The organism is Pseudomonas corrugata, assembly GCF_050920615.1.
GTDB lineage: Bacteria > Pseudomonadota > Gammaproteobacteria > Pseudomonadales > Pseudomonadaceae > Aquipseudomonas > Aquipseudomonas corrugata.
The window spans coordinates 5,223,640-5,247,363 of sequence record NZ_CP130434.1 but is presented as its reverse complement, the minus strand read 5'-3'; the positions used below and the strand labels follow the sequence as shown (position 1 = coordinate 5,247,363).

The 23,724-nt window shown below is 59.1% G+C and carries 28 protein-coding genes; 13 read left to right on the top strand and 15 right to left on the bottom strand.

Annotated features, from left to right (window positions below):
* The first annotated feature begins 13 nt into the window (after positions 1-13).
* From QZH45_RS23440 to rluB, 4 genes are all read left to right on the top strand, one after another.
* The gene (locus QZH45_RS23440; RefSeq protein ID WP_024779546.1) at positions 14-643 is read left to right on the top strand and encodes an L-threonylcarbamoyladenylate synthase; all 630 of its coding nucleotides are present in this window, start codon (positions 14-16) and stop codon (positions 641-643) included.
* 132 nt (positions 644-775) lie between these two features.
* The gene (locus QZH45_RS23435; RefSeq protein WP_173668659.1) at positions 776-1,474 is read left to right on the top strand and encodes a segregation and condensation protein A; all 699 of its coding nucleotides are present in this window, start codon (positions 776-778) and stop codon (positions 1,472-1,474) included.
* Between the two features lie 10 nt (positions 1,475-1,484).
* Positions 1,485-2,423 (top strand): SMC-Scp complex subunit ScpB, encoded by a 939-nt coding sequence (gene scpB, locus QZH45_RS23430; protein ID WP_024779548.1) that lies wholly within the window; start codon positions 1,485-1,487, stop codon positions 2,421-2,423.
* 278 nt (positions 2,424-2,701) lie between these two features.
* Positions 2,702-3,919: a 23S rRNA pseudouridine(2605) synthase RluB gene (rluB, locus tag QZH45_RS23425; protein WP_024779549.1), complete on the top strand. Its 1,218-nt coding sequence runs from the start codon at positions 2,702-2,704 to the stop codon at positions 3,917-3,919.
* Positions 3,920-4,149: 230 nt separating this feature from the next.
* On the opposite strand, the gene QZH45_RS23420 is transcribed toward rluB, so the two are convergent.
* Both QZH45_RS23420 and QZH45_RS23415 read right to left on the bottom strand, forming a co-directional pair.
* Positions 4,150-5,115, bottom strand: coding sequence for a leucyl aminopeptidase (aminopeptidase T) (locus tag QZH45_RS23420; RefSeq protein WP_024779550.1), 966 nt, complete (start codon positions 5,113-5,115; stop codon positions 4,150-4,152).
* Between the two features lie 90 nt (positions 5,116-5,205).
* Positions 5,206-5,343, bottom strand: a complete 138-nt coding sequence (locus QZH45_RS23415) for a hypothetical protein (protein ID WP_055135836.1) — start codon at positions 5,341-5,343, stop codon at positions 5,206-5,208.
* A 753-nt stretch (positions 5,344-6,096) separates the two neighbouring features.
* Here QZH45_RS23415 and QZH45_RS23410 point away from each other — a divergent pair.
* Together QZH45_RS23410 and arfB are read left to right on the top strand one after the other, a co-directional pair.
* Positions 6,097-7,512, top strand: a complete 1,416-nt coding sequence (locus QZH45_RS23410) for an amino acid permease (protein WP_024779551.1) — start codon at positions 6,097-6,099, stop codon at positions 7,510-7,512.
* 207 nt (positions 7,513-7,719) lie between these two features.
* Entirely contained in the window at positions 7,720-8,133 is a 414-nt protein-coding gene (gene arfB, locus QZH45_RS23405; RefSeq protein ID WP_024779552.1) for an alternative ribosome rescue aminoacyl-tRNA hydrolase ArfB, read from the top strand.
* A gap of 46 nt (positions 8,134-8,179) precedes the next feature.
* On the opposite strand, the gene QZH45_RS23400 is transcribed toward arfB, so the two are convergent.
* From QZH45_RS23400 to QZH45_RS23390, 3 genes are all read right to left on the bottom strand, one after another.
* Positions 8,180-9,379 carry an MFS transporter gene (locus QZH45_RS23400; protein ID WP_055135837.1) on the bottom strand — a complete coding sequence of 400 codons (1,200 nt, stop codon included), beginning with the start codon at positions 9,377-9,379 and terminating at the stop codon, positions 8,180-8,182.
* Positions 9,380-9,472: 93 nt separating this feature from the next.
* The gene (locus QZH45_RS23395; protein ID WP_024779554.1) at positions 9,473-9,667 is read right to left on the bottom strand and encodes a hypothetical protein; all 195 of its coding nucleotides are present in this window, start codon (positions 9,665-9,667) and stop codon (positions 9,473-9,475) included.
* 77 nt (positions 9,668-9,744) lie between these two features.
* On the bottom strand, positions 9,745-9,888 hold the full coding sequence (locus QZH45_RS23390) for a hypothetical protein (protein ID WP_167355718.1): 144 nt from the start codon (positions 9,886-9,888) through the stop codon (positions 9,745-9,747).
* 337 nt (positions 9,889-10,225) lie between these two features.
* Between QZH45_RS23390 and QZH45_RS23385 the strand changes: the two genes are divergently transcribed.
* Positions 10,226-11,854 (top strand): methyl-accepting chemotaxis protein, encoded by a 1,629-nt coding sequence (locus tag QZH45_RS23385; protein ID WP_055135838.1) that lies wholly within the window; start codon positions 10,226-10,228, stop codon positions 11,852-11,854.
* A gap of 72 nt (positions 11,855-11,926) precedes the next feature.
* Here the strand turns inward: QZH45_RS23385 and QZH45_RS23380 are convergent, their stop codons facing one another.
* The 3 genes from QZH45_RS23380 to QZH45_RS23370 form a co-directional block, all read right to left on the bottom strand.
* Complete coding sequence (locus QZH45_RS23380) at positions 11,927-12,949, bottom strand: transporter (protein ID WP_053192375.1); 1,023 nt, start codon at positions 12,947-12,949, stop codon at positions 11,927-11,929.
* 167 nt (positions 12,950-13,116) lie between these two features.
* Positions 13,117-13,422: a PepSY domain-containing protein gene (locus tag QZH45_RS23375; RefSeq protein WP_053192377.1), complete on the bottom strand. Its 306-nt coding sequence runs from the start codon at positions 13,420-13,422 to the stop codon at positions 13,117-13,119.
* Positions 13,423-13,646: 224 nt separating this feature from the next.
* Positions 13,647-14,774 (bottom strand): glycerophosphodiester phosphodiesterase, encoded by a 1,128-nt coding sequence (locus tag QZH45_RS23370; RefSeq protein ID WP_053192379.1) that lies wholly within the window; start codon positions 14,772-14,774, stop codon positions 13,647-13,649.
* A 240-nt stretch (positions 14,775-15,014) separates the two neighbouring features.
* Between QZH45_RS23370 and QZH45_RS23365 the strand changes: the two genes are divergently transcribed.
* Positions 15,015-15,341, top strand: coding sequence for a DUF2025 family protein (locus QZH45_RS23365; RefSeq protein ID WP_024779559.1), 327 nt, complete (start codon positions 15,015-15,017; stop codon positions 15,339-15,341).
* Positions 15,342-15,445: 104 nt separating this feature from the next.
* Here the strand turns inward: QZH45_RS23365 and QZH45_RS23360 are convergent, their stop codons facing one another.
* Positions 15,446-15,760 (bottom strand): antibiotic biosynthesis monooxygenase family protein, encoded by a 315-nt coding sequence (locus QZH45_RS23360; protein WP_024779560.1) that lies wholly within the window; start codon positions 15,758-15,760, stop codon positions 15,446-15,448.
* Positions 15,757-16,467 (bottom strand): CTP synthase C-terminal region-related (seleno)protein, encoded by a 711-nt coding sequence (locus QZH45_RS23355; protein ID WP_024779561.1) that lies wholly within the window; start codon positions 16,465-16,467, stop codon positions 15,757-15,759. Before QZH45_RS23355 ends, QZH45_RS23360 begins: the two co-directional genes overlap by 4 nt.
* Before the next feature lie 14 nt (positions 16,468-16,481).
* On the opposite strand from QZH45_RS23355, the gene QZH45_RS23350 reads away from it, so the two are divergent.
* Both QZH45_RS23350 and QZH45_RS23345 read left to right on the top strand, forming a co-directional pair.
* A complete protein-coding gene (locus QZH45_RS23350; RefSeq protein ID WP_024779562.1) occupies positions 16,482-17,429 on the top strand; it encodes a LysR family transcriptional regulator in 948 nt (315 codons plus the stop codon).
* Positions 17,430-17,521: 92 nt separating this feature from the next.
* Positions 17,522-18,055, top strand: a complete 534-nt coding sequence (locus QZH45_RS23345) for a DUF1003 domain-containing protein (protein ID WP_055135839.1) — start codon at positions 17,522-17,524, stop codon at positions 18,053-18,055.
* Between the two features lie 28 nt (positions 18,056-18,083).
* On the opposite strand, the gene QZH45_RS23340 is transcribed toward QZH45_RS23345, so the two are convergent.
* Positions 18,084-18,692: a TetR/AcrR family transcriptional regulator gene (locus QZH45_RS23340; protein WP_024779564.1), complete on the bottom strand. Its 609-nt coding sequence runs from the start codon at positions 18,690-18,692 to the stop codon at positions 18,084-18,086.
* Between the two features lie 185 nt (positions 18,693-18,877).
* Here QZH45_RS23340 and QZH45_RS23335 point away from each other — a divergent pair, with 185 nt between their 5' ends.
* The gene (locus QZH45_RS23335) at positions 18,878-19,936 is read left to right on the top strand and encodes an MBL fold metallo-hydrolase (RefSeq protein WP_024779565.1); all 1,059 of its coding nucleotides are present in this window, start codon (positions 18,878-18,880) and stop codon (positions 19,934-19,936) included.
* 20 nt (positions 19,937-19,956) lie between these two features.
* Here the strand turns inward: QZH45_RS23335 and QZH45_RS23330 are convergent, their stop codons facing one another.
* Positions 19,957-20,274: a helix-turn-helix domain-containing protein gene (locus tag QZH45_RS23330; protein WP_024779566.1), complete on the bottom strand. Its 318-nt coding sequence runs from the start codon at positions 20,272-20,274 to the stop codon at positions 19,957-19,959.
* A 148-nt stretch (positions 20,275-20,422) separates the two neighbouring features.
* Here QZH45_RS23330 and QZH45_RS23325 point away from each other — a divergent pair, with 148 nt between their 5' ends.
* Positions 20,423-20,773, top strand: coding sequence for a hypothetical protein (locus QZH45_RS23325; protein ID WP_055135840.1), 351 nt, complete (start codon positions 20,423-20,425; stop codon positions 20,771-20,773).
* A gap of 22 nt (positions 20,774-20,795) precedes the next feature.
* Positions 20,796-21,491: a DUF6933 domain-containing protein gene (locus QZH45_RS23320; protein WP_024779568.1), complete on the top strand. Its 696-nt coding sequence runs from the start codon at positions 20,796-20,798 to the stop codon at positions 21,489-21,491.
* Between the two features lie 46 nt (positions 21,492-21,537).
* Here QZH45_RS23320 and QZH45_RS23315 read toward each other — a convergent pair whose 3' ends face one another.
* The 3 genes from QZH45_RS23315 to QZH45_RS23305 form a co-directional block, all read right to left on the bottom strand.
* Positions 21,538-22,527 carry a hypothetical protein gene (locus QZH45_RS23315; RefSeq protein ID WP_055135841.1) on the bottom strand — a complete coding sequence of 330 codons (990 nt, stop codon included), beginning with the start codon at positions 22,525-22,527 and terminating at the stop codon, positions 21,538-21,540.
* A gap of 344 nt (positions 22,528-22,871) precedes the next feature.
* Positions 22,872-23,192, bottom strand: a complete 321-nt coding sequence (locus QZH45_RS23310) for a helix-turn-helix domain-containing protein (RefSeq protein ID WP_055135842.1) — start codon at positions 23,190-23,192, stop codon at positions 22,872-22,874.
* On the bottom strand, positions 23,185-23,541 hold the full coding sequence (locus tag QZH45_RS23305; protein ID WP_055135843.1) for a type II toxin-antitoxin system RelE/ParE family toxin: 357 nt from the start codon (positions 23,539-23,541) through the stop codon (positions 23,185-23,187). Before QZH45_RS23305 ends, QZH45_RS23310 begins: the two co-directional genes overlap by 8 nt.
* Positions 23,542-23,724 lie beyond the last annotated feature (183 nt).

The window sequence follows — 23,724 nt, the reverse complement described above, 5'->3', positions numbered from 1 at the left end:
ACAGGTAGAACACGTGAGTCAATTTTTCCAGATTCATCCGGAAAACCCGCAAGCGCGCCTGATCAAACAGGCGGTGGAAATCATTCGTGGTGGCGGCGTGGTGGTCTATCCCACCGATTCCTCCTACGCCATCGGCTGCCAGATCGGCGACAAGAATGCCGTGGAACGGGTCAGACGCCTGCGTCAGTTGGACGACAAGCACAACTTTGCACTGATTTGCAGTGACTTGTCGCAGCTGGGCCTGTTTGCCAAGATCGACACTGGCACCTTCCGGCTGCTCAAGGCCCATTTACCCGGCCCTTACACCTTTATTCTCAATGCCACCCGCGAAGTGCCGCGATTGTTGCTGCACCCGAAGAAACGCACCATTGGCCTGCGGGTGCCGAGCCATCCGATTGCCTTGGCGCTGCTGGCGGAACTGGGTGAGCCGTTGATGAGCGTGACGCTGATCATGCCCGGCGAAACCGATCCCCTGACCGATCCCTACGAAATGCGCCAGTTGCTCGAACATCAGGTCGACCTGATCATCGACGGTGGTTACGGCGGCATGAAGGCCTCCACCGTGATCAACCTGGCCGACGGCGAGCCGCAGGTGGTGCGCGTCGGTTGTGGCGATCCGGCGCCGTTCCTGGTCGAGGCCTGAATGTCCGCCGTGGAAACCGTGGTGGACAGTGTGGACAGTCAGGCCGGCGCCCAGCAGGAGCTGCCGTTCGCCATGGTCTATGGCCAGGCGGTCACCGAAATGCCCCTGGACCTGTACATTCCTCCGGACGCCCTGGAAGTGTTCCTCGAAGCTTTCGAGGGCCCGCTCGATCTGCTGCTGTACCTGATCCGCAAGCAGAACATCAACATCCTCGACATTCCCGTGGCGGAAATCACTCGCCAGTACATGGGGTATGTCGAGCTGATGCAGTCGGTGCGCCTTGAGCTGGCGGCCGAATACCTGGTGATGGCGGCCATGCTGGCCGAGATCAAGTCACGGATGCTGTTGCCGCGCTCGGCCGAGGTCGAAGCGGAAGAAGACGATCCCCGTGCCGAACTGATCCGTCGCTTGCAGGAGTACGAGCGTTTCAAGGGCGCCGCCGAAGGCATCGACGGCTTGAGCCGGGTCGGGCGCGACGTGGTGGTGCCCAAGCTCGATGCTCCCGAGGCGCGGGCACGCAAGTTGCTGCCGGACGTGAGCCTGGAAGAGTTGCTGATGTCCATGGCTGAGGTCCTGCGTCGGGGCGACATGTTCGAAAGCCATCAGGTCAGCCGCGAGGCGCTGTCCACCCGCGAGCGCATGAGCGATGTGCTGGAACGGCTCAAGGGCGGTGGTTTTGTGCCGTTCGTCGAGCTGTTCACTGCCGAGGAAGGGCGGTTGGGGGTGGTCGTCACGTTTATGGCGATCCTGGAACTGGTCAAGGAATCCTTGGTCGAGCTGGTGCAGAATGAGCCGTTCGCAGCGATTCACGTGCGGGCACGAGCCGAATAACGAGCAATCAATGAATCTGACTGAACCCCGTGAGCTGGCACCCTTGCTTGAAGCTTTCCTGTTGGCCTCTGGAAAGCCGCAATCGATGGAGCGTCTGTTCGAGCTTTTCGAAGAAGGCGAGCGGCCGGAACCAGCCGTGTTCAAGAAAGCCCTGACCCTGCTGGGCAAGTCCTGCGAGGGGCGGGCGTTTGAACTCAAGGAAGTGGCTTCCGGTTATCGCTTGCAGATCCGCGAGAAATTCGCGCCCTGGGTCGGACGCCTGTGGGAGGAACGGCCCCAGCGCTATTCCCGCGCCATGCTCGAAACCATGGCCTTGATCGCTTACCGCCAACCGATCACCCGTGGTGAGATCGAGGACGTGCGGGGCGTGGCGGTCAACAGTCACATCGTCAAGACTCTGCTTGAGCGCGAGTGGATCCGAGTGGTCGGCTACCGCGACGTGCCAGGCAAACCGGCGATGTTCGCCACCACCAAGGCTTTCCTTGATCATTTCAACCTGAAAAACCTTGATGACCTGCCACCGTTGGCTGAACTGCGGGAGCTGGAGCCCGAGCCGATGCTCGAGTTCGACGACGCCCCGGTACCCCAGGGTTTGCAAGACCTGGCCGACGCGAGTGCCGAACCGGAGGAGCCCAAGGAAGAAACCAGTTTCCATTCGTTACTGCTGGAGCTGGACACCATGGAGGAGGGACTCAAGACCGATTTCGACGACTTGCTGCGTGACGGTCCGGAACCTGAAGGCGAGGCGCCTGATCACGCAGTTGAACCCGCGGCCGAGGCTGAACCCGAAGAGGACATTCTCGGGGTTGCCGAAGCCCGGGAAAAACTGCTGGCCGCCGTGGCTGCCCTTGAGCCACCCACAGCCGAGCCTGAATTGACTGACGAAGAAGCCGAAGCCCGGGCGCTGGCTGAAGCGATTGAGAACGAACGTCGCCAGTTTGACGATTGATCCAGCTGACACCGCACCCCCTGTGGGAGCGAGCCTGCTCGCGATAGCGGTCGTTAAGCATGCATCGATATAGGACATGCTGCCGTCATCGCGAGCAGGCTCGCTCCCACAGGGGAATGCAGGGACGGTAGACACCCGATCGGCGGAAAAACCACTGAGCACCCATCGATCAACTAGTCTCTGATGCGCAAACGCCTCAACGGGCGTATGATTCGCGACCCTTTGGCGAACGCTTCGCCAGACGACCCTTTTCAAGACCACACCGGGAGGTGCCCAGCATGAAAGACCAAGACAAGAACGACAGCCACGAAATCGGCCCCGCAGGCGAGAAACTGCAGAAAGTCCTCGCCCGCATCGGCGTCGGCTCGCGCCGCGACGTGGAAGCCTGGATCACCCAGGGCCGGATCAAGGTCAATGGCAAAGATGCCACCTTGGGTCTGCGCGTCGACATGCACGACGCCATCACCATCGATGGCAAGGTGATCAAGCGCGAAGAGGCTGCCGAAACAGTGCGCCGCGTGATCATGTACAACAAACCCGACGGCGAGATCTGCACCCGTGACGACCCGGAAGGCCGTCCGACGGTGTTCGACAAGATGCCGCGTCCGAAAGAAGGTCGCTGGATCAACATCGGCCGCCTCGACATCAACACCACCGGCTTGCTGATGTTCACCACCGACGGTGAGCTGGCCAATCGCCTGATGCACCCGTCCTACGAGATGGACCGCGAGTACGCCGTGCGCGTACGGGGCGAAGTCGACGATGAGATGATCGAGCGCCTGAAGGCCGGCGTCGTGCTGGAAGACGGTCCGGCGCGCTTCACCGACATCAAGCAGGCGCCGGGTGGTGAAGGGTTCAACCACTGGTACCACTGCGTGGTGATGGAAGGCCGTAACCGTGAAGTGCGTCGTCTGTGGGAATCCCAGGGGCTGGTAGTCAGCCGTCTGAAGCGCGTGCGTTTCGGCCCGGTGTTCCTCAACTCCGACCTGCCAATGGGGCGCTGGCGCGAAATGAGCCAGCAGGAAGTCGACATCCTGTCGGCTGAAGTAGGCCTTACGCCTGTGGCAATGCCGCAGATGACCGCCAAGAGCAAGGACAAGCTGGAGCGGATGCAGCGTAAATCCTCGCGCCCGATGGGCAAGACCGAGCGCGTGCGAACCTTGCGTCCAGCGGCTGAGGGCGCGGCGCCTGGCCCACGTGCTCCCCGCGAGCCGCAGATCGAAGGCGAACGTCCGGCCCGCAAACCGGGGCCTCGTCAGGATGGCGAGCGCGGTCCACGCACACCGCGCCCGGCCAATGGCCGGACTGAGCGTGGCGAAGGCCGTGGTACACCGGTGGCTGAGCGTCCGGTCGACGTCAAGCGTCCGGCCAAGCCGACCTCGAAGAAACGCCCGGCCATCACCTTGGTGGATCGGGATGCGCCGTCGGGCAAACGTCGTGGTGCCCCGGCGGGCTCGGGGCAGCGTCCGGGGTTTGGGCGTCGCAAGCCGGAGTGAGGCCGCTTTGAGTTTCTAGCGGCAAGCGGCAAGAAAAAACGCCAACCCTAGGGTTGGCGTTTTTTTTTGGCCTGGCTTCAGCGATGGGGTGTAGCTGAGACCGTCATCGCGAGCAGGCTCGCACACAGGGGAATGGTGGCGAGCACGAGTTTTCCATTCACTGGAGATCAATTGTGGGAGCGAGCCTGCTCGCGAAGAGGCCGGCATCACCAACCACAATCCCCAGCAGACTAAAGCACAAACCGCCCATCAAACATCGGCTCATTATCCAGCGCCAGCACACCGCTCTCGAAAATCAGATCCAGGTGGTGGCTGCCCTTGGCGCCGCCACCCAACCCCAGGTGCAGGCCGCAATGTCGCTCCTCGAATCCGGCGTTGCGGGCATACAGGCTCTTGACCCCTTCGTTGGTGCCGATCCCCAACTCCTCGATGCGCCGGTTGGACGGGTTGGCATCCAGGTATCGGTTGAAGTCATGTTCCAGGCCCGGCACTTCGGTAGCGATTTTCTGGATAGTGGAGTCTTCGATCCACAGCTCCAGCGGCGACTGTAGCACCCCATATTTGCGGGCAAACGGAATGGTGCTCAGGAATGTGCCAACGAAACTCACCCGGCCATTGATGGTGTCACTGTGGGTGGCGATTTCACCAGGGGCCAGGTCGTAGTTGCCGAGGCCGTTGATGTCGGTCCACTTCCTGGCGCTGTCCAGGACCGTATCGAAGTACGAGCCGTGCTGGTCCTGGAAGCTCAATGTACTTGCCTGGGACATGCGTCGGATGAGGTGGCTGTTGAGCCCGGCGATACGTTGTGGGATGACGCTGAAGGTGTCGTAGAAATAGTCGCCGTAGTCCTTGAACAGCAGCGATTTCTTCCAGTTGTCCGCCATCACGCCTTGCAGCGCACGGACAAAGTCCGGGCCGTCGGGCCTAGGGTTGGGCAGGGTGGAAGAGTCGTAGAAGAAAATGTACAGATCGCTGTCGGCAATGGCCTTGGACAGGCGCTCCGTGGGTTCAAGGTCCAGGCGCATGGCGCTGAACCGGAAGGGTGAGGCGTTGCCGGCTTGTTCGGCAATGGCACCGGTCAGTGCTTCATAGTCGGCGGTATGGCCGAGCAGTACCTTGGCGGGCTGGATGCCGGCCAGGGCAGGGTGGTGTTCGAGGTAGTAAAGGAAATGAGAGATGGCTCGTTGTGTGTCCATACTTGTTTTCTTCCCTGATCGATTAGCGTCCCGGACAACCTGCTAAAAGTGGCGGAGCCGACCGGCCGGATCAGCTCCGCCGGGTTGCGCTTACAGAGGCCACATCGCCGTGCCGAACGGAACGACGGCGTCGGCTTGCATCATTTTAACGGCGGCTTCATGGGTTGGCGCTTCAAACCATTCGTCCAGTTGCAGTTCGGTTTCCAAGTCTTTGTCCAGTGCTTGCATAGTGAATCTCCTAGATGACTTTTACGGAAAGTTGCGGGCAATCCGGTGAGTGAAAGCTGACCGCATGAGGCCCCGCAAGGCTTGCCGGCACGATGCCCGGGCAAGTCGCTAAAACCTAGTCGACGGTTTTTTGGAATGCAAAAAATAATTTTATTTTTTCGAGATGAACTTTTTGTTCTATTTCTCGTGATTTTTTTTGCTTATTTGAAACAGTTACCTGGGAGGTTTATTCGTTAGGAAGCTTTCTACCGTCAATTTCCAGACGGCCTACAGAAAATTCCTACATGGAAAAAATGTGTTACGCATCGTAAAGAAATATTTACGGAAACTGCCGACTCACTCGATCTGAAATCTGGCATTCCACGAATGTAAGAAAAAGCTTCCATCGGCGCTGTCAAATGTGGCGCTCCTCGGTTCCCGACGGCTTGTTTCAAGGCCGTGGGAAGGGTGAGATGCGCGGCATGCCTTGTGATGGTGTCTGGCAGCGGGAGGTCGGCGGTGTACAATGCGCCGCGTTTTACTGTGACCCTTCGCGTACCCACGCATCTTCAAGGTTATCCGCCTTGCTCATTCCGCCACGCCACAAGCGTGTCGGGTTCGATTTCGTCACAGATAAAAACAAACAGGTGACGCATGACCGTAAAAACGCTGAATTCCTGGTACCTGCGCTGGGGTTTGATTGGCGCTGCTTGAGATCTGATTCGAGCGGCAACGCCTGACGACCATTATCAAACCTTGCGTGAGACCCTTCCCATGAGTGGACAAAACTCGCATTCAGGCGAGCTTAAGCGCGGCCTGAAAAATCGACATATTCAATTGATCGCCCTCGGCGGCGCGATCGGTACCGGCCTTTTCCTGGGGTCGGCGGGGGTGCTGAAGTCAGCCGGCCCGTCGATGATCCTGGGCTACGCCATCTGCGGCTTCATCGCCTTCATGATCATGCGCCAGTTGGGCGAAATGATCGTCGAAGAGCCGGTGGCCGGTTCTTTCAGCCACTTTGCCCACAAGTACTGGGGCGGTTTCGCCGGGTTCCTGTCGGGTTGGAATTGCTGGATTCTGTATATCCTGGTGGGCATGTCCGAGCTGACAGCTGTGGGCAAGTACATCCATTACTGGGCACCTGACATCCCGAGCTGGGTCTCGGCGGCGGCTTTTTTCATCCTGATCAACGCCATCAACCTGGCCAATGTAAAGGTCTTCGGTGAAGCCGAGTTCTGGTTCGCGATCATCAAAGTCGTGGCGATTGTCGGCATGATCGCCTTGGGCAGCTACCTGCTGGTCAGTGGCCACGGCGGCCCGCAGGCTTCGTTGACCAACCTGTGGTCCCACGGTGGGTTCTTCCCCAACGGCGTGAGCGGCCTGGTGATGGCGATGGCGATCATCATGTTCTCCTTTGGCGGCCTGGAAATGCTCGGTTTTACCGCTGCCGAGGCTGACAAGCCGAAAACCGTGATCCCCAAGGCCATCAACCAGGTGATCTACCGGATCCTGATTTTCTACATCGGTGCCCTGGTGGTGCTGTTGTCCCTGACGCCTTGGGACAGCCTGCTGACCACACTCAATGCCTCCGGTGATGCCTACAGCGGCAGTCCGTTCGTGCAGGTGTTCTCGATGCTGGGTAGCAACACGGCGGCGCACATTCTCAACTTCGTGGTGCTGACCGCCGCGCTGTCGGTGTACAACAGCGGTACCTACTGCAACAGCCGCATGCTGCTGGGCATGGCCGAGCAGGGCGATGCGCCCAAGGCCCTGGCCCGTATCGATAAGCGTGGCGTGCCGGTGCGTTCGATCCTCGCCTCGGCGGCGGTGACGCTGGTCGCGGTACTGTTGAACTATCTGATCCCGCAGCATGCGCTGGAGCTGCTCATGTCGCTGGTGGTCGCGACCCTGGTGATCAACTGGGCGATGATCAGCTACTCGCATTTCAAGTTCCGCCAGCACATGAACCAGACTCGCCAGGTGCCGTTGTTCAAGGCGCTGTGGTACCCCTACGGCAACTACATCTGCCTGGCGTTCGTGGTGTTCATCCTGGGCGTAATGCTGTTGATCCCCGGCATCCAGGTTTCGGTGTACGCGATTCCGGTGTGGCTGGTGTTCATGTGGGTGTGCTATGTGATCAAGAACAAGCGCAGTGCCCAGCATGGATTGACTGTGGCGGCTGCCAAGTAGGCTTTCCTGAAATACCCCAAACCCGGCTGAATGCCGGGTTTGTTTTTTCTGATTCACCCTCTGCGAGCCTGCTCGCGAGTGGCGTCGGGTCAGAAGCGTCAATGGTGGCTGGCACACCGCAATCGCGAGCAGGCTCGCTCCCACAGGGATTGAGCGTTGTCCCTGGGATTCGGGGTATTCTGTGGGGCCTGATACCGGACACTTTTCATGCTGGCGATTTCCAACAACGTGCACATCCCCGATGCCGAGATCGAGCTGACGGCCATCCGCGCCCAGGGCGCCGGGGGGCAGAACGTCAACAAGGTCTCCAGCGCCGTGCACCTGCGCTTCGACATCCCGGCTTCGTCATTGCCCGAGTTCTACAAGGAGCGGCTGCTGGCCCTGCGTGACAGCCGCATTACCAGCGACGGCGTGTTGATCATCAAGGCCCAGCAATACCGGACACAGGAGCAGAACCGGGCCGATGCACTGGAACGCCTGGTCGAACTGATCCTCAGTGCCACCAAGGTCGAGAAGAAGCGCCGCCCGACCAAACCGACCCTGGGGTCGAAGACGCGTCGCCTGGAATCCAAGAGCAAGCGTGGCTCGATCAAGGCCGGGCGGGGCAAGGTAGACTTCTAGTGGCCTGTGTGGCTAATTCGCGTACTCGAATTAACCGTACAGGCCACTAGCTTCTGCTCCTTTCCTCGCGATACCTCGGCGCCTGCCGGTACAGGTAGATGCTCAACCCCAAGCCGCTGAACGCTGCCAAGGCCGCGAACAGGAAGATCGAGGCAAAGCCAAACCCTGCCGCAATCGCACCGGCCAACGGTCCGGTGATCCCCAGCGACAAATCAATGAACAGCGAATAGGCACCCACCGCCGCCCCACGGCTGGAAGCCGGCACCAGGTTGACGGCCTCGACACCCAGTGCCGGAAATACCAGCGAAAAACCAAAGCCACTCAACGCTGCGCCCGCCAATGCCCACTGCGCATCCGGTGCCAGCCATAAGAGCAACAAGCCAAGGGTTTCCACCGACAGGCAGGCAATCGCGACCCGAAAGCCCCCCAGGCGATTGATCAGATTGCCGAACAGCAAGCGCGCGCCGATGAAGCAGGCACCGAACAGGCTCAGGCACAGCACCGCGTTGTCCCAATGCCGGGTCGCGTAGTACAGGGTAATGAAGGTGGCGATGGTGCCGAAACCGATAGAGCCCAGAGCCAGGCCGCAGCCATGGGGCAGGACGCGCCCCAGCACATGCATGAACGGCAGGCGTTCGCCGACGACGATGGGCGCGGCGGTTTTCGGCCACGCCAGCGCCACCCCCAGCACGGCCAGCAGGATGATGCTGACGCCCATGCTCCACAATCCCAGGGACTTGACCAGCCACACCCCCAGCGGCGCGCCAATCGCCAGCGCGCCGTAACTGGCAATGCCGTTCCAGGAAATCACCTTGGCCGTATTCGCTGCGCCGACCCGGCCGATGCCCCAGCCAATCGAGCCCGAACCCACCAGGCTTTCCGCGCTGCCCAGCACCAGGCGACCGATCAGCAGGCTGATCAGGCTCAGGGTCGGCAGGTCATGAGTCCAGGCGGACGCCAGCATGAACACACCGCTCAACCCACATCCGGCGAGGCCGAAGATGACGGCGCGCTTGCTGCCCAGGTTGTCGATGATCTTGCCCGCGTAAGGGCGGCTGAGGAGGGTGGCCAGGTACTGGACGCTGATCACCAGCCCGGCGATTACCGCGCCAAAACCCAATTCGCCATGGACGAACCCGGGCAGCACGGCCAGGGGGATGCCGATATTCAAATAGCCAATGAAGGTAAAGAGAACGATGGAAACGACTTGCAGCGTGACCGCCAGGGGGCGCTGAGAATCTGACATGGGAGAAGGTCCACGGAGCAGCAGGATAGATAGGCTGCTTATGATAACGGCGCGCGTGGGGGGGAAGAGCAGAAAAGTAAAACTATTTGCCTGTCAGCCGTCGTTTTGCCCGGCGACCAGGTGCGTGGTGATCAGCGCAGCGAGGGCATTCTCTTCAGTACCGAAACGGGCCAGCAGCGCGGCCTGTTTCTCTGGCGAAAGGCGCGTCCAGATCTCGACCATTTTTTCAGTGGTGCCGATCAGCACACTGGCCTGGGCTTCGCTGAAGGTAGGGGTGTCATCGGTCATGGTACGGGGCTCGGGGATTCAGGCAGTGTGGAAAGCGCATCTTAGCGCTTTCCACACGGTCTGGTGGTGCTGATGGATCAGTCTTCGCTGTCGGCCTGATGGCGTTCAGTAGCTTCTTTGGGCTCGGGTTGCCGGGCGTCTGGTTGCCCTCCGGCCTGTAGCGTGGTCGTCTGCTCAGTGTCGTGCAGGCTTGGGAAGGGGAGATTAGGAATCTCGTGCATATCGCGCTCCTCGCAAAGTCTGTTGGTAGATCTGGTAGATCCTCGCTTTCATAAAGCCTGAGCAGGATACCGCAGGAGAGATGACAAACAGACTTTTAAATCCTGCTGTACCGACAGATGGGGTTGTCTGGACAGGTCCAGGCAACCCCATCGATTGCCCTCCAAGGACCGTCGACAATCGGATCAGCGGCGCTCGCGAAGGCTCAAGAACGGGGCCGGCCGGCCGATGCCAAAGACAGTATTCCCACATGCATGCCGTGACGTTTAAGTGAGACATGGACGGTCTGGACGTACTGGGCCGTGGGCCTGGCTTTATTATTCCCGGAGATTCCGTTCCATGCTCCTGCAAAAATCCCTGAGAGCTCAGATCCTTGCCCTGTTGGGTGGCAGTCTGTTGGCGATGCTGCTGATCGCCCTGGCGTCCTTTCATTTCCTTTCCAATGGCCTGCAGGACTATCGGCGCCTGATCGATGGGCCCTTGCACGCCTCGCAGTTGGTCGATGAAGCCAACCTGCAATTCAAGGTGCAGGTCCAGGAGTGGAAGAACGTCCTGCTGCGCGGCAAGCAACCGGCGGAGCTGGAGAAATATTGGAAGCAGTTCGAGGAGCGCCAGCGCGAGGTCCAGGGCATCCTGGGTGAATTGATGGCGCGCGAAGAAGGTGTCCCGGCGAGCCTCAAGACGCGTATCGAGCAATTGCGCAACGAACACCTGCAACTGGGTGCGGCCTATCAGAGAGGGCGTGAAGCGTTTGTGGCGGCAGGTGGCGATGCTGCGGCGGGCGATGCGGCCGTCAAGGGTGTGGACCGTGCGGCCAGTGAGCAAATGAGCGAGCTGGTGGTCGAGTTGCACAAGCTCGGCAACGAGCAATCGCAGCAGATCAGCGCCGGTGCTGATCGCACGATTCTGTCGGGGATCGCGGTCATGCTGCTGTCGGGCCTGGTGATTGGTCTGCTCAGCCTGTGGCTGGTCAATCGCAACCTGGTGCAGCCGATCCGCAGCCTGATCGAGTATGTCACCCAATTGAGCCATGGGCGTTTCTCTGATCGGGTGGTGAGCAATCGCCGGGACGAATTGGGTGACCTGGCCCTGGCGGCCAATACCCTGCGTGACTTTCTGGCCGAGACTTTCACCCGCCTGCAACGTAGCACCACGGAACTGGACAGCGCCAGCGGTGAGCTCAATGCCATCGCCAGCCTGATGAGTCAGGGCATCAGCGAGCAGTTCGAGCGCACCGACCAGGTGGCGACAGCGATGAACGAAATGTCCGCCACGGCCCAGGAAGTCGCTCGCCATGCGGCCGAGGCGGCGCGTGCGGCCGACGATGCCGACCAGTCGGCCCAACAGGGCGAGCAGGTCATGCAGGGAACCATCCATACCATCACCCGGATGCGTGGTGAAATCGCTGACACGGCCACGGTCATCCGTCGACTGGAAACTGACAGCGGACGCATCGGCAAGGTGCTGGAGGTCATCCGCGGGATCGCCGAGCAGACCAATCTGTTGGCCCTCAACGCCGCCATCGAAGCGGCTCGTGCCGGTGAGGCCGGACGCGGTTTCGCAGTGGTTGCCGATGAGGTGCGCAGCCTGGCCCAGCGCACGGCCTCGTCCATTACCGAGATCAACCAGATCATTCAGACCGTGCAAACCGGCGCGGTGGATGCGGCCCAGGCCATCGAAAGCGGGCAGTCGCGCAGCGAAGAGAGCGTAGAGCAGGTGACCCAGGCCGGTGCCATGCTCGAACGCATTACCCTGGCCGTCGAGGCGATCCGCGACATGAACCGCCAGATCGCCACGGCGGCGGAAGAACAGACGTCGGTGGCCGAAGACATTTCGCGCAACCTGACCGAAATCACCTGCATCGCCAGCACCAATCTGGGCAACGTGCAACGCACCGAAGCGGCTAGTCGAGACTTGCAGGGCCTGTCGGGGCAGTTGAATGAAGTGACGGCGCGGTTGAGTGCCTGACGGTTCGGCCAGCCTATGGCTGGCCCTCGCTACAGGTGGTCTTGCTGTGGACGAATAGTCGCGCGCCCGGCCTCAATAATCGCGTCGCTTGCGAAATGCCCAGCGACCAGCGATCAGGGTGAATGTCGCCACCAGTGCCACGAGGATCCAGAAGCCTTCCGGGTCAGTGGCCAATGGCACGCCGCCGACGTTCATGCCAAAGAAACCGGCGATGATATTGATGGGCAAGGCCAGTACCGTGACCACCGTCAGGGTGAACAAGGTGCGGTTGGTCTGTTCGTTGAGATTGGCGGCTATTTCTTCCTGCAGCAGCTTGATCCGCTCGCCCAGCGCAGTGAGGTCGTTGATGATCAGGGCGAATTCCTCAGTGGATTTGCGCAGCTCTTTGACGTCTTCCTTCTGCAACCATTGTGGCGGCCGGTTGAGCAGGCGCAGTAATGAGCCTGGCTCCAGTGCCAACAGGCGCTGAAGGCGCACCAGCACTCGGCGTTGGGCACCGAGTTCGGCGCGGTTGGTAGACAGTCGCGAAGAGAGCAACTGATCCTCGATCTGGTCGACGCTGAGGCTGGTCTTGCGCACGATCTGGGTCAGCACTTCGCCTTGGTCGCGCAGCAGGTGCACGAGCAATTCCAATGGCGAGCGAAAGCATTCACCGGCCTTGACCGATGAGCGCAGCTTGTCGACCGAGTGCAGGGGTTGCAGCCGTGCGCTGACAATCAATCGACTGTGGACGCAGACCCATAAGGTGGAGACGTCCGAAGACACCATGTTGCTCAGGTCGAACACGACATCGTTCACCACCGCCAGCAGTGCCGAGTCCACATGCTCGATGCGGGTCGAACGCGAGCCTTCGTGCAAGGCTTCGAAGAACTCCTGTGGCAAGGCCAGCTGACTGTTCATCCAGCGCTCGCAGGCGGCATGGGCCAGATTCAAGTGGAGCCAGAGAAATTCATCTTCATCTTGCGGTTGTTGCAGGCGTCGCAAGGCCTGGGCTGAATCGAGCTCCTGTCCACGCTCGCCAGGACGGAAACGAAACCCGTAAAGCAGGCCGAACAGGTCCGGATCGCGGTGGCTTTGATCGATGCTGTGGTTCATGAAGGCTCGCTGGCGGGAAGTGCCTGTCGCTGCTACAGGTTCACTTGAGTGGCATCATCGCAAGCTTTCTTGATGGTTTTGTGACAGTTGTGGTGATCGGAGGGTTTCTTCCAGGCAAAAAAGAGCCGCGCAACGGGAAGTTGCGCGGCTCTTTTTTGGCCGATGAATCAAGTATCCTGCTTGTTGCTCAGGACTTTACCGGTGGTGGCGTCGAAGTCGACATCGAACTCTTTGCCGTCGGCGGTCTTCAGTTCAACTTCATATTCATAACCGTTGAAGTGATTGTCCAGGTCGGTATCGGTGATGGTCGCGCCTGGGTGTAACTTCAGGGCTTCTGCGTTCATCGACTCAAGGGACTTTATCTTGCCTTCCTTGACCAACTGGGGAATCTGGTCGATCCGCACGTCGGCTTGGGCCAGGCCGGCGGTAAGGGGCAAGACAGCGGCGGTGAACAGGGCAGTCAACGTTTTCATAAGGTCTTTCCTTGGGTGTGTCGTTTAAGTGGGACCAGGTTAACCGTGGCAACTTAATTCACCCTTAATTCGAAAAACCTTTGCGCGGGACTGCTGAAGCAAGGTTCGTTGGGACAAGAACAGTGAACGCCTGTGGGAGCAAAGCTTGCTCGCGACGAACGATAATGCGGTTGTACTGAAACCGCACCGCCCGTATCGCGAGCAAGCTTTGCTCCCACAGTTGATCAGTAACCGTTCTTTTCCAGCAACTGCGTCACACTGCCAGTTTCGGGACGCTTGAAGTACTTGAGCAATTCACTGGCCCGGTTGGTGAAAATGCCATCCACGCCGGCATCCATCACTTTCTTGAAGTCCACCGGCTCATCCACCGTGTAGACATGCACCAGCAAACCCTGGTCGTGGGTGTATTGGTTCATCCATGGCTGCACCAGGTCCGCATAACTCTGGCTGCCGCCGTGGGTCAGTGCGGCGGACGGTCCGGTGCCGATGGCGCCCTGGGCCTTGGCGTACTGGACCCATTTCTCGAACTCGGCGCGGTCCTTGGGTTCTTGCCTGGCGTAGTAGGCCGCCTTGTCGGTTTCACCGGACTCGGCAAATGTCACCTTGGACTTGGGTTCGATGTTGCCTTCGCCCACCCACAGCAGCAGGACCTTTGGTACTTTCGGCATTTCCTTGTGCAGCAGTTCGAGACTGCTTTTCTCGAAGGTCTGCAAGACCACTTTGCCTTTGCCTTGGCCTACGCCGGTAGCACTTTTGGCGAGCTTGGAACCGGCCGGACTCAGCCAGCCGCGGTCCTGCAATTTATCCTTCAGGTCGCGTTCGATGCCGGGGAACAGTTTCGGCTCCTTGGTTTCGATGTACAGCCCCGGCTTGTGCTGCGGATTACTCTCGGCAATGTCGATGACTTCATCGAGGGTCAGGATCTTCAGCCCCGCGAACCCAGGACGCGCGCGCTCCGGGTAGGCGGTGTTGAACCAGCTGCCAGCATCGAGGGTCTTGAGTTCGGCCATGGTGAATGCGTTGGCGCTGCTGTCCTTGCGCTCGGGGAACTTGGCGGCGACGTCCGTGGTGCGCAGCAGGCTGTCATCATGCAGCACGAACAACACGCCGTCCTTGCTGCGTTGCAGGTCGAGCTCCAGGTAATCGGCACCGAGGTCGCGAGCCAGCTTGTAGGACGCTGCGGTGGATTCCGGTGCATCGAACGAAGCACCTCGGTGCGCGATCACCGCCGGCTGGGGAATACCTTGGCGGGTGGCCAAGGCCTTGGGATTCGGCGCCTCGGCGGCCTGAGTCTGACCGAAGCCGAGCAACAGGCTCAGTAACAACGCGCTACGGGTAAAGGTGACAGGCATGCTCGAGATCCTTTCGTCGTTGTGCAAAACCTATCTTTTAACAACTGAACGCTCTGAGCGCTATCGCCAAACCGACATAAACCTATGGGAACGGATTTTTCCCACGTCTTTCCAGGCAGGTTTGCAGTACCCTTGGCAATAGCAGTTTCCCCGACAGAGGGAAACCTGAACCAGCATTCGCATGCCCTGCGTGTAAACCATCGATCAGACGTCCTGCGGGACGCATCCATGAGGTTTACCATGCGCACCACTTCAACCTTCATCTGCCAGGCCGCCGACCAACTTAGAGGCTTTGTCGGCCTGAACCGCAAGAGCGGCCAGTACATCGTGCGCTTCAGCGAAGACGCCTTTGGCATGGACGTGGCCGACGACGGCATCATCCCCACCTGCGAATTCGTCTGGGTACCTGTCACGGACGGCACCATGACCCTCAAGCGTGAGCGGATCCAGCTGCTGCTGGATCAGAACATCGACGATCGCATCAACCTCACCGAACCGTTGCGGGTATACATGGCACGCAGCGACCTGCCGGAAATCCTGGCGATGCGGCAGTTGGTAAAAGGATGATCCCCGCCGCACATCCCTGTAGGAGCGGCCACACTCAGCATGGATGCAAGCAGACCCACCGCTATCGCGAGCAGGCTCGCTCCCACGAGGATTTGTGGTGGCTGTCAGGGTTGGCGTCGGAACGCGTAATCCCGTTCGACCTTGCACACCCGTGTATGACAATGGGCATACCAGGTAGAACGGCCACGCTCGCGGACGGCACGGTGTTCGGGGTGCTGCTTCCAGGCCAGGATTGCCGCCTCGCTGCTCCAGTACGATACGGTAATACCCAGACCATCTTCACCCCGTGCCGATTCGATGCCGAGAAATCCTGGTTGCTCTCTCGCCAGTGTCACCATGCGTTCGGCAGCTTCGGCGTAACCCTTGTCCCCCTCGGTACGCAGGGTGGTGAAAATCACGGCGTAATACTGACCGTTCATGGCATCTCCCTCGCACATGCCTGGACAAAGGCCTTGACCAGCGGCGGCACACGATCTTCCAGTGCTGCGCGTTCGGGCTGGAACAGGGTTGCGACGAAGAACGGATGATCCCGCAGTTCCACGGCCCGCAGCTCGCCCGCGGAGTCCCGGGCCACGGCATGCAGGCGGCCGCTCAGCAAATCCCGCTCAAATGCTGGATTGACGCCAAAGCGGCACCGATAGCCTTCGAACACTGTCCGGCGGCCATAGGCTTCGGCAATCAACGACTGCGCATCAAGCTGAAGGCTGTCGATGGTTTCGACCAATGCACAGCTCAGTGGCGTCAGCAACGCCCGTTCTGCACCGGGGGAGGTTTCGCCGTGGGCGGCATCGGTCCAGCCCATCACGTGACGCGCGTACTCCAGCACGGCATGCTGAAACCCACCGCAGGTACCCAGGAACGGACGACGTTGTTCGCGGGCAAAGCGAATGGCGTGCAAGGCGCCGTTTTCGTCTCGGTAGGGGCTGCCGGGTACGCACCAGATGCCGTCGAAGTCGTTCAGAGAGGTGTCGTCGGCGATCAGATCCGTCGCCAACCATTGAAAGCTGACGCCCTGGCCGGATTGCCTGCTGACCAGGTCAAGTGCAATGGGAATAGCCCGATGGGCCGTTATTTGCGGGTCGTGGTCGCCGATCAGGGCGATGTGCAAAGGACGCTGGGTTTCCATGGAGAGCTCGCCGCTTGTTGATTCCTGGCAGCCACTATAGATTGGCGTTCACGCACTCAATATTGGCGTTTATCCAAGTGTTCAATGCACCGGCGCACTATCGTCTGGATTATCCCGATCTCTCTCTGATCCTGGCGTTGGTCCGTGGCGGCTCTCTGGCTCGGGCTGCGCGCTTGCTTGATGTGGATGTGTCCACGGTATTCCGCTCGGTACGCCGGCTCGAGGCGGCCCTGGGCCAACCCTTGTTCGAGAAAAGCCGTGCCGGGTATTTGCCCACGAGTCTGGCCCAGACGCTGTCCGAACAGGCCGAGCGTGCCGAGCAGGCCCTGGAGGCTGCACGTATCGGTGTGGAGCAGGGCGGTGAGGTTGTCACTGGCACTGTACGCCTGACCTGCACCGACTCTGTCCTGCAAGCGTTGCTGCTGCCCGCACTGGCGCGGTTCATGCCGGCCTATCCAGCATTGGTCCTCGAGTTGAGCACCTCGAACGACTTCGCCAATCTGAGTCGCCGCGATGCCGACATTGCCTTGCGCCTGACCCGCACACCGCCGGAACATCTGGTGGGCCGCCACTTGGGCGATGTCGTCTACCGAGTCTGCGCCAGTCCGACCTACCTGCCTTCGGCGAATAGGGATGACCTGGCGTCCCTGACCTGGATCGCACCGGACGACTTCCTCCCCGATCACCCCACCGTGGCGTGGCGGCGACAGCATCTACCCGGCGTGATGCCTGCCTATCGCTGCAACAGCATGCTCTCTGTCGCCGAGTTGGCTCGGGCCGGTTTGGGTGTTGCCGCGTTGCCTGATTTTCTGATCGGTAGGGGCCAGGGCCTGATCCCCTTCGGCGAACCGCTGGAGGGCTATGACACAGCACTCTGGCTTCTGACACGACCAGACTGCCGCGCCTTGCGTTCGGTAGTGACACTGTTCGACGAGTTGGGGCGAAATCTGCGGCAGAGCTGATGTTTAACGAGCGCAGCGCGCAGCGTTGATAGAGGATAATCGCCCAACGGTTATAGTGCCTTCAGCAACAGCCCTTGGCGGAGAACATCACGATGGCGACCCCTTACCACCCCAGCCCCGCAACGCCGGTTGATCACTTGCGTTTTCATCGCCCTCACGCGCATCTGGGACCCACCTTCGGGAATGATCGCTTTGCATTGCGAGCGGAGGCGTTCGCGCGTTTTTTCGGCACTCCGATGTTCCTCGGCGCGCAAACCTTGATTGTGCTGATCTGGATAGGCTTGAACCTGTCGGGTGTCGTTCATTTCGATGCCTACCCGTTCATCTTGCTGAACCTGGCGTTCAGCCTGCAGTCGGCCTACGCCGCCCCGCTGATCCTGCTGGCGCAAACCCGCCAGGCCGCTCGGGACAAAGCCCAAGCGGAAGCCGATGCACAACATCGCGAAGCCCTTGCCATTGCCAACAGCGAGCGTCAGGCCCAGGCGGCGCACAATACGGCGCAGTTGCTCGAATTGCTGGAACAGAACACCGGTCTGACAGAAATGACCAAGGCACTGACCGAGCGTATCGACAGCCTGACCACCGAAATGCACCAGAAATTTGTGAACACGCCCGCGGGGCATTAATCCTCATTCCGCGTTCGTAGCGGGGCGCTCAAGCCTGGTAGCAAATCAGGAACATGTCGAGAGCCGACTCGATCACCTGCACTTGTTCATCCAGGGTCAGGCTCGGCTGCCCCATGGAGATCTGTGGCCAGAAGGCGAAAGTCTTGATCAACCCGTGCATTTGCTGGGCAGCGAATTGCGGCTCCACGGGCTTCAGCCGGCCATCGACCTGGGCTTGGCGAATCCAGGTGGTGAGGCCTTCTTCACGTTGGCCCATACGTGAAACCATGTCCTGGGCCCGTTCGGGAGAATGTATGGTCGCGGCGATGGCGATACGCGCCAGATCGAGGAAGTTCTCGTCCGACATCATCCGCAGCTTGGCTTGCAGCAACCGACCCAACTGCTCACGCAAAGGCTCCAACGGGTTGTAGGCCATTTCTTGTTCAGCAGTGATGCTGTTCCATAGCCGATTCAGGATTTCAGCGAACAACTCCTCCTTGCTGGGAAAGTGGTTGTACACCGTACGCTTCGACACACCGGCGGTCGCTGCGATCTTGTCCATACTGGTGATCTCGAAACCGCTGCTGCGAAACTCGGCAATCGCGGCCTGGAGAATGGCTTCGCGTTTCCGTTCGGTGAGGCGCTGCGGTACGGTCATGGGCATCCGTCGGTTGAGGAAAGGGGAGTTACACTTGGTAGTTTACTTGCTCCCGGGATTCATGCAATCTAGAAACTACACCGAGTGGTGTAGATTTAGCGTGAGGGCTGAGCGTAAACGTCGCAGCCACAAATGTCCCGCAACGGCGAAGCACAATGCCGGCGACGCCCTTGGAGTTATCGCATATGAGTAATTCTGCTTCCTCGACCGACAGCGCAGTTGCCAATGCTGCCTCCCGACACGAACAAGGGAAGTATCGCAATCACGCCCATACCCCGCGAGAAGGGTTCGGCCAGATGCTGCGCATCATCTGGAACATGCTGCTCCACAAACCGCGCACCACCCGTCCGGCGGGCGCCATCACCGTCCAACCGCTGACACGCGCCGAGCTGCTGGCAGCACCGAATCACAGTGTGTTCCGTCTCGGCCATTCTACGGTTCTACTCAAGCTGCGCGACAAATTCTGGATCACCGACCCGGTTTTCTCCGACCGTGCGTCGCCGGTGCAATGGGCCGGTCCCAAGCGTTTCCATCAGCCACCCATCAGTCTGGAAGACCTGCCGCCGATCGAAGCGGTGATTCTTTCCCATGACCATTACGATCACCTTGATTACCAGGCCATCCTCAAGCTTGCCGCCAAGACCCGGCACTTCCTGACACCCCTTGGCGTGGGCGACACCCTGGTCAAATGGGGCATCGAAGCCAGCAAGGTACGTCAGCTGGATTGGTGGCAGGGTACCGAAGTGGATGGTATCGAGTTCATTGCCACCCCATCGCAGCATTTTTCCGGTCGCGGTGTGTTCGATGGCAACAGCACGCTATGGGCGTCATGGGTAATGATCAATGGCGGCACGCGGATCTTCTTCAGCGGTGACACGGGTTATTTCGACGGTTTCAAGCGCATCGGCGAGCGATACGGCCCCTTTGATCTCACGCTGATGGAAACCGGCGCCTATAACGTCGATTGGCCCCACGTCCACATGCAGCCGGAGCAGACTCTCCAGGCGCATATCGACCTCAGGGGCCGTTGGCTGCTGCCGATTCACAATGGCACGTTCGACCTGGCGATGCATGCCTGGTTTGAACCCTTCGACCGCATCCTGGACTTGGCCTGGGAGCGCAATGTGTCCATCACCACGCCGCAAATGGGCGAAGCCTTCACCCTGACCCATCCGAATCGCGGCTATGCCTGGTGGTTGGATGTAGAGACCTCTATCTATCAGAACCAGACTGGCGCGGCCTGATACCTGATGCAACGATCCGGTTATTCGATCATCGCGTAGTCGGGCCGTCCCGCCGGATCCGGCGTGGCGCCCTTGATGTTCATGCCACGCCCCGGTGCAAAGCCGGGGAAGAACACCAGGCCTTCGGCTTCAAGACAGAACGCGAGCGCCAGGCGTGTCACATCGAGCAACTCGCCTCCCGCTTCGAAGCGCCGGATAGCCTTGACCGAAACCCCGGACTGCCGGGACAGTTCCTCGACGCTCCAGCCGAGCATGGCTCGGGCCTGTGCGCTGTGGGCAGGAGTGAATTGATAGACAGCGATGCGTTCCAGGGTGGTTTTGATTGCGAGAGAGGCCATGGGATACTCCAAAGCAGTGGATTCAAAAATACTGTGTTTTTGTACAGTTGTTTTGAGGCCGGATCAATCTCATTTTTTTGATGGGTGACCAGTGGCCTGCTCCAGCCAAGCGCTCGGTGTACCCTGGTGTCTAGCGAAGGAGGGTGGTATGTCGATTTCCGACAGTGACTGGAAAAATTACAATGAGCTTTACAAGCTGGCACTGGACCGCTTCTGCCAAGGGGTTCTTGCTGATGCCCAGACGATCGCTCAGAACGAAACTCTATCGGCCCACGCTCGATACGCAACCCTGTATGGCCTCATACGCAATCGAGACAAGGACCTGGCGATGGCCTTCAACGGACGTCGACGCAAAGAAGTTTCGCTATCTTTGAGACTGATGGTCGCCTATGACCTGCTGAGCGATCAGGAGCTGATGGTTCTGAGCGACGAGTTACGAGAACGGATTTCCGACGCTGTTCGTCAGCCCTATGAAATCGAATGGGTCACAGACGCTTAGTCCTTTTCAAGCAGAGAACAGCATGTTGATCTTCAATTGCACCGAAGCGGCTTGTAACTTCTTTAGCCGCGTGCACAAAGGCAAGAAAATCACTCCCATGGAGAAGCCACCGTCACCCGTTATCGAGGACGATGAGGTGGTTGAATTCGCCGAACAGTGGCTGGTCCATGCCATCACTGTGCAACGCAAGCACGTATTGTTCGTCATCCACGTGCATACCCGTTATTGCATGATCTTCGCTGACGCCAAAAAAGCTGACGTGGAAGGTTTTATTCATCGGTTTTCCGAGCGTTGGATCAATGGCTTGATGCGCCACGCCGGGCAATATGACCTTTTGCACTGGATCGATGACGAGCCAATGATGGCCCGCTTCCAGGAAAGTTGTCATGAGTACGTTTTTTACAAGCGCGGCCATCGCGGTGCGCAAAAGCACATCAACGAAATCTCCTGGGTTTTCGAGGACTGCGCCGCAGAGTGGGGAACGTTGCCTTCTGATGAATTCTCCGCAGGCCGCTTTGATGGTGATATGAACAACACGCCGAGAAGCAGCAAGGGGCACAAGGACTATTACTTCCCCGATGAGGAAATGATCATTCACTGGTTGCGGCGTTATGGTGGCCTGGATGAGCCCAGCCTCCAGAAAGCCCGTGCACGACGCATGGAAGTGAAACGGGAAACGTGGGCATTCGAGCGGCAACTTGCCCAAGGTGCACTATGAACAGAAATACCGACGCGTGCAGGGTTGCTGTCAGCCCAAGGCGAGATCAGCTATCGGCCAACCCCGGCGCTTCACGAATGATGAAGTGATCCAGGTTCTCGATCTGGGCACTGAACACCCCGAACGTCTGTTCGGGGTTTTTCTTGCTCGGTACCTGCTTCAGCTCCGGCGTCACGCCATAGAAGAAGCAGTACAGATCCCGCTCGCTCTCGGCGGCATGCTTGATCTCTTCCAGAAACGCTTTGCGCTTACGGTACTGATCGATCAGCTTCTTGCTCAGGTAAACGTTGACCGAATAGGGCCGTTTCTTCGCCTCGCCCGGTAACTTGACCCAGACCTTTTGCTCGAAGTCGACGCGAAAGCTGGCGCTGTGATAATCCTCGATCTTCTTGATCTTGCCCCAGTAGATCAGCCCCTTGTTGTCCAGCAGGTATTCGATCTTCTTGAAGAACGATGCGTAGGGCGCCGTGTGCTCGCCAATCTTCAGCGGCCTGCGCTTGAGCAGGTCCTTGTCCGCGAAGTTCGATACAAAACATTCCACCGGGTGGGCGAAAACGCTGGTCTTGTCTGGCGCCGAATCACGGCTCGTATGCTCGACTTGATGGGCGGCTGAAGGCGCTCGCTCATCGCGCATCACGTCCGCCGCCACCGCCAGGCTGGAAGGCTTGCGCACGTACTCACGTCGGGTCAGTAACAGCTCCGAAGGAAAGTGTTCCTCCCGATCATCATCCGATTCCGCAGCGTCCGTTTCCAGACCGGTTGCCGGGGGTTTCAGGCTGGAATAAGGACAACCCTCGACATGCCGCGTGCTGGGGATGTTCTTGAAATGCGGCGTGCGCACGTAATTCACATTCTTGGCGTTGAACGTCCCCAACACATTCGCCGCATCGAACGCCGCTCGACAGGAATCGTTGGGGCACTGGAATTGTTCCTTCCCTGAATCGAAATCCACCGTCTCGTCGAAGTTCAAATCGCGCACGTCATAGATCGACAGCTTGTCGTCGAGGCTGCGGCAGTAGGCGAGGTCGAATTTCATGGCGGGCTCGGGTCCTTGAGTGGGGAGGGTATTAATAGCGGGAGGTGGGGCGGGTTGCACTGAATGTTTTCAATGCATTACAAAATCGCAGCTATGGATCAGTCAATGCAGGGCATGTTTGATAGACAGTCTGCTTAACGCAGACCCTGTGGCGAGGGGATTCATCCCCGCTGGGCTGCGAAGCAGCCCCAATTTCATAACGCTAACAAAAAGCCGTCGCCTGAACACGGACGACGGCGTTTTTGAACATTGCCACGCTCCACAAACCCGCGACGTTTTTCGCCACCAGGATTTGGCTAACCGGATCGTCCTAGGACGTCAGAATATCTCGCCATAGTGGCCTGCTAGGCCAGTATCTCGATGCCATGTTTCTCCACGATACTGAGCAGTTTAAGTGCCATCCCTCCAGGACGCTTGTCGCCGGCTTCCCACTGCTTAACTGTCGATGCGCTTGTGTTCAGGTAGCGGGCAAAAACCGGCTGACTGACGTGACTGCGCAGACGAATCTTTTTGATCTGAGCAGGGGAGATCTCAGCAGGTACTTCAGCAATGCAGGTCTCGTCGAATTCCCGCATGGTAGCCTTGTCGATAGCACCGATTTTCAGCAGTGCCTCAGCCGAGCTGTGAATCGACTCGAAAGCCTCACTTTTGAATTTTTTAGACATTGCATATCTCCACAAAATCTTTTTCGTCCACCAGCAGCTGGACTTGATCCTTACTCAAACCTTTGTAGGCTTCAGCAATCTTCTTGAACCCAGTCAGCTCCTTTTCAGTGATATTGTCTCGGTCTTTCTTAGCAAAAAGGAACTGATACACCCAATAGCGACGACCTTTGGCAAGGATGATCGAGCGGTGCCGATTTTGATTGAGGCGCTTTTTCCAAACACCTCCGCCCAGGTCATCGGCTTGCCCGTTCACGACTTCCTGCACCGCCCTGCAGAGATCGACATCTGTGATCGCTGCTTTCTTTGCTGCGACAGCAAAGGCCTTCGTTTTGAATACCCTCATTGGCATAAGATCTTCCTTGTGATGTGCAAAAATCTACCACTCAGTGGTATATGTGTCAAAGACGTAAGTCTTGCGAATGGCGCCGCCTAGTATGGGGGACGGGAGGGCACGCTGTGAGGGGGCGAGATGCTGATGTTGTTTCAACACATCGCAAAACCTGTAGGGAGAGCCCACTCGCGATTCCTAAAA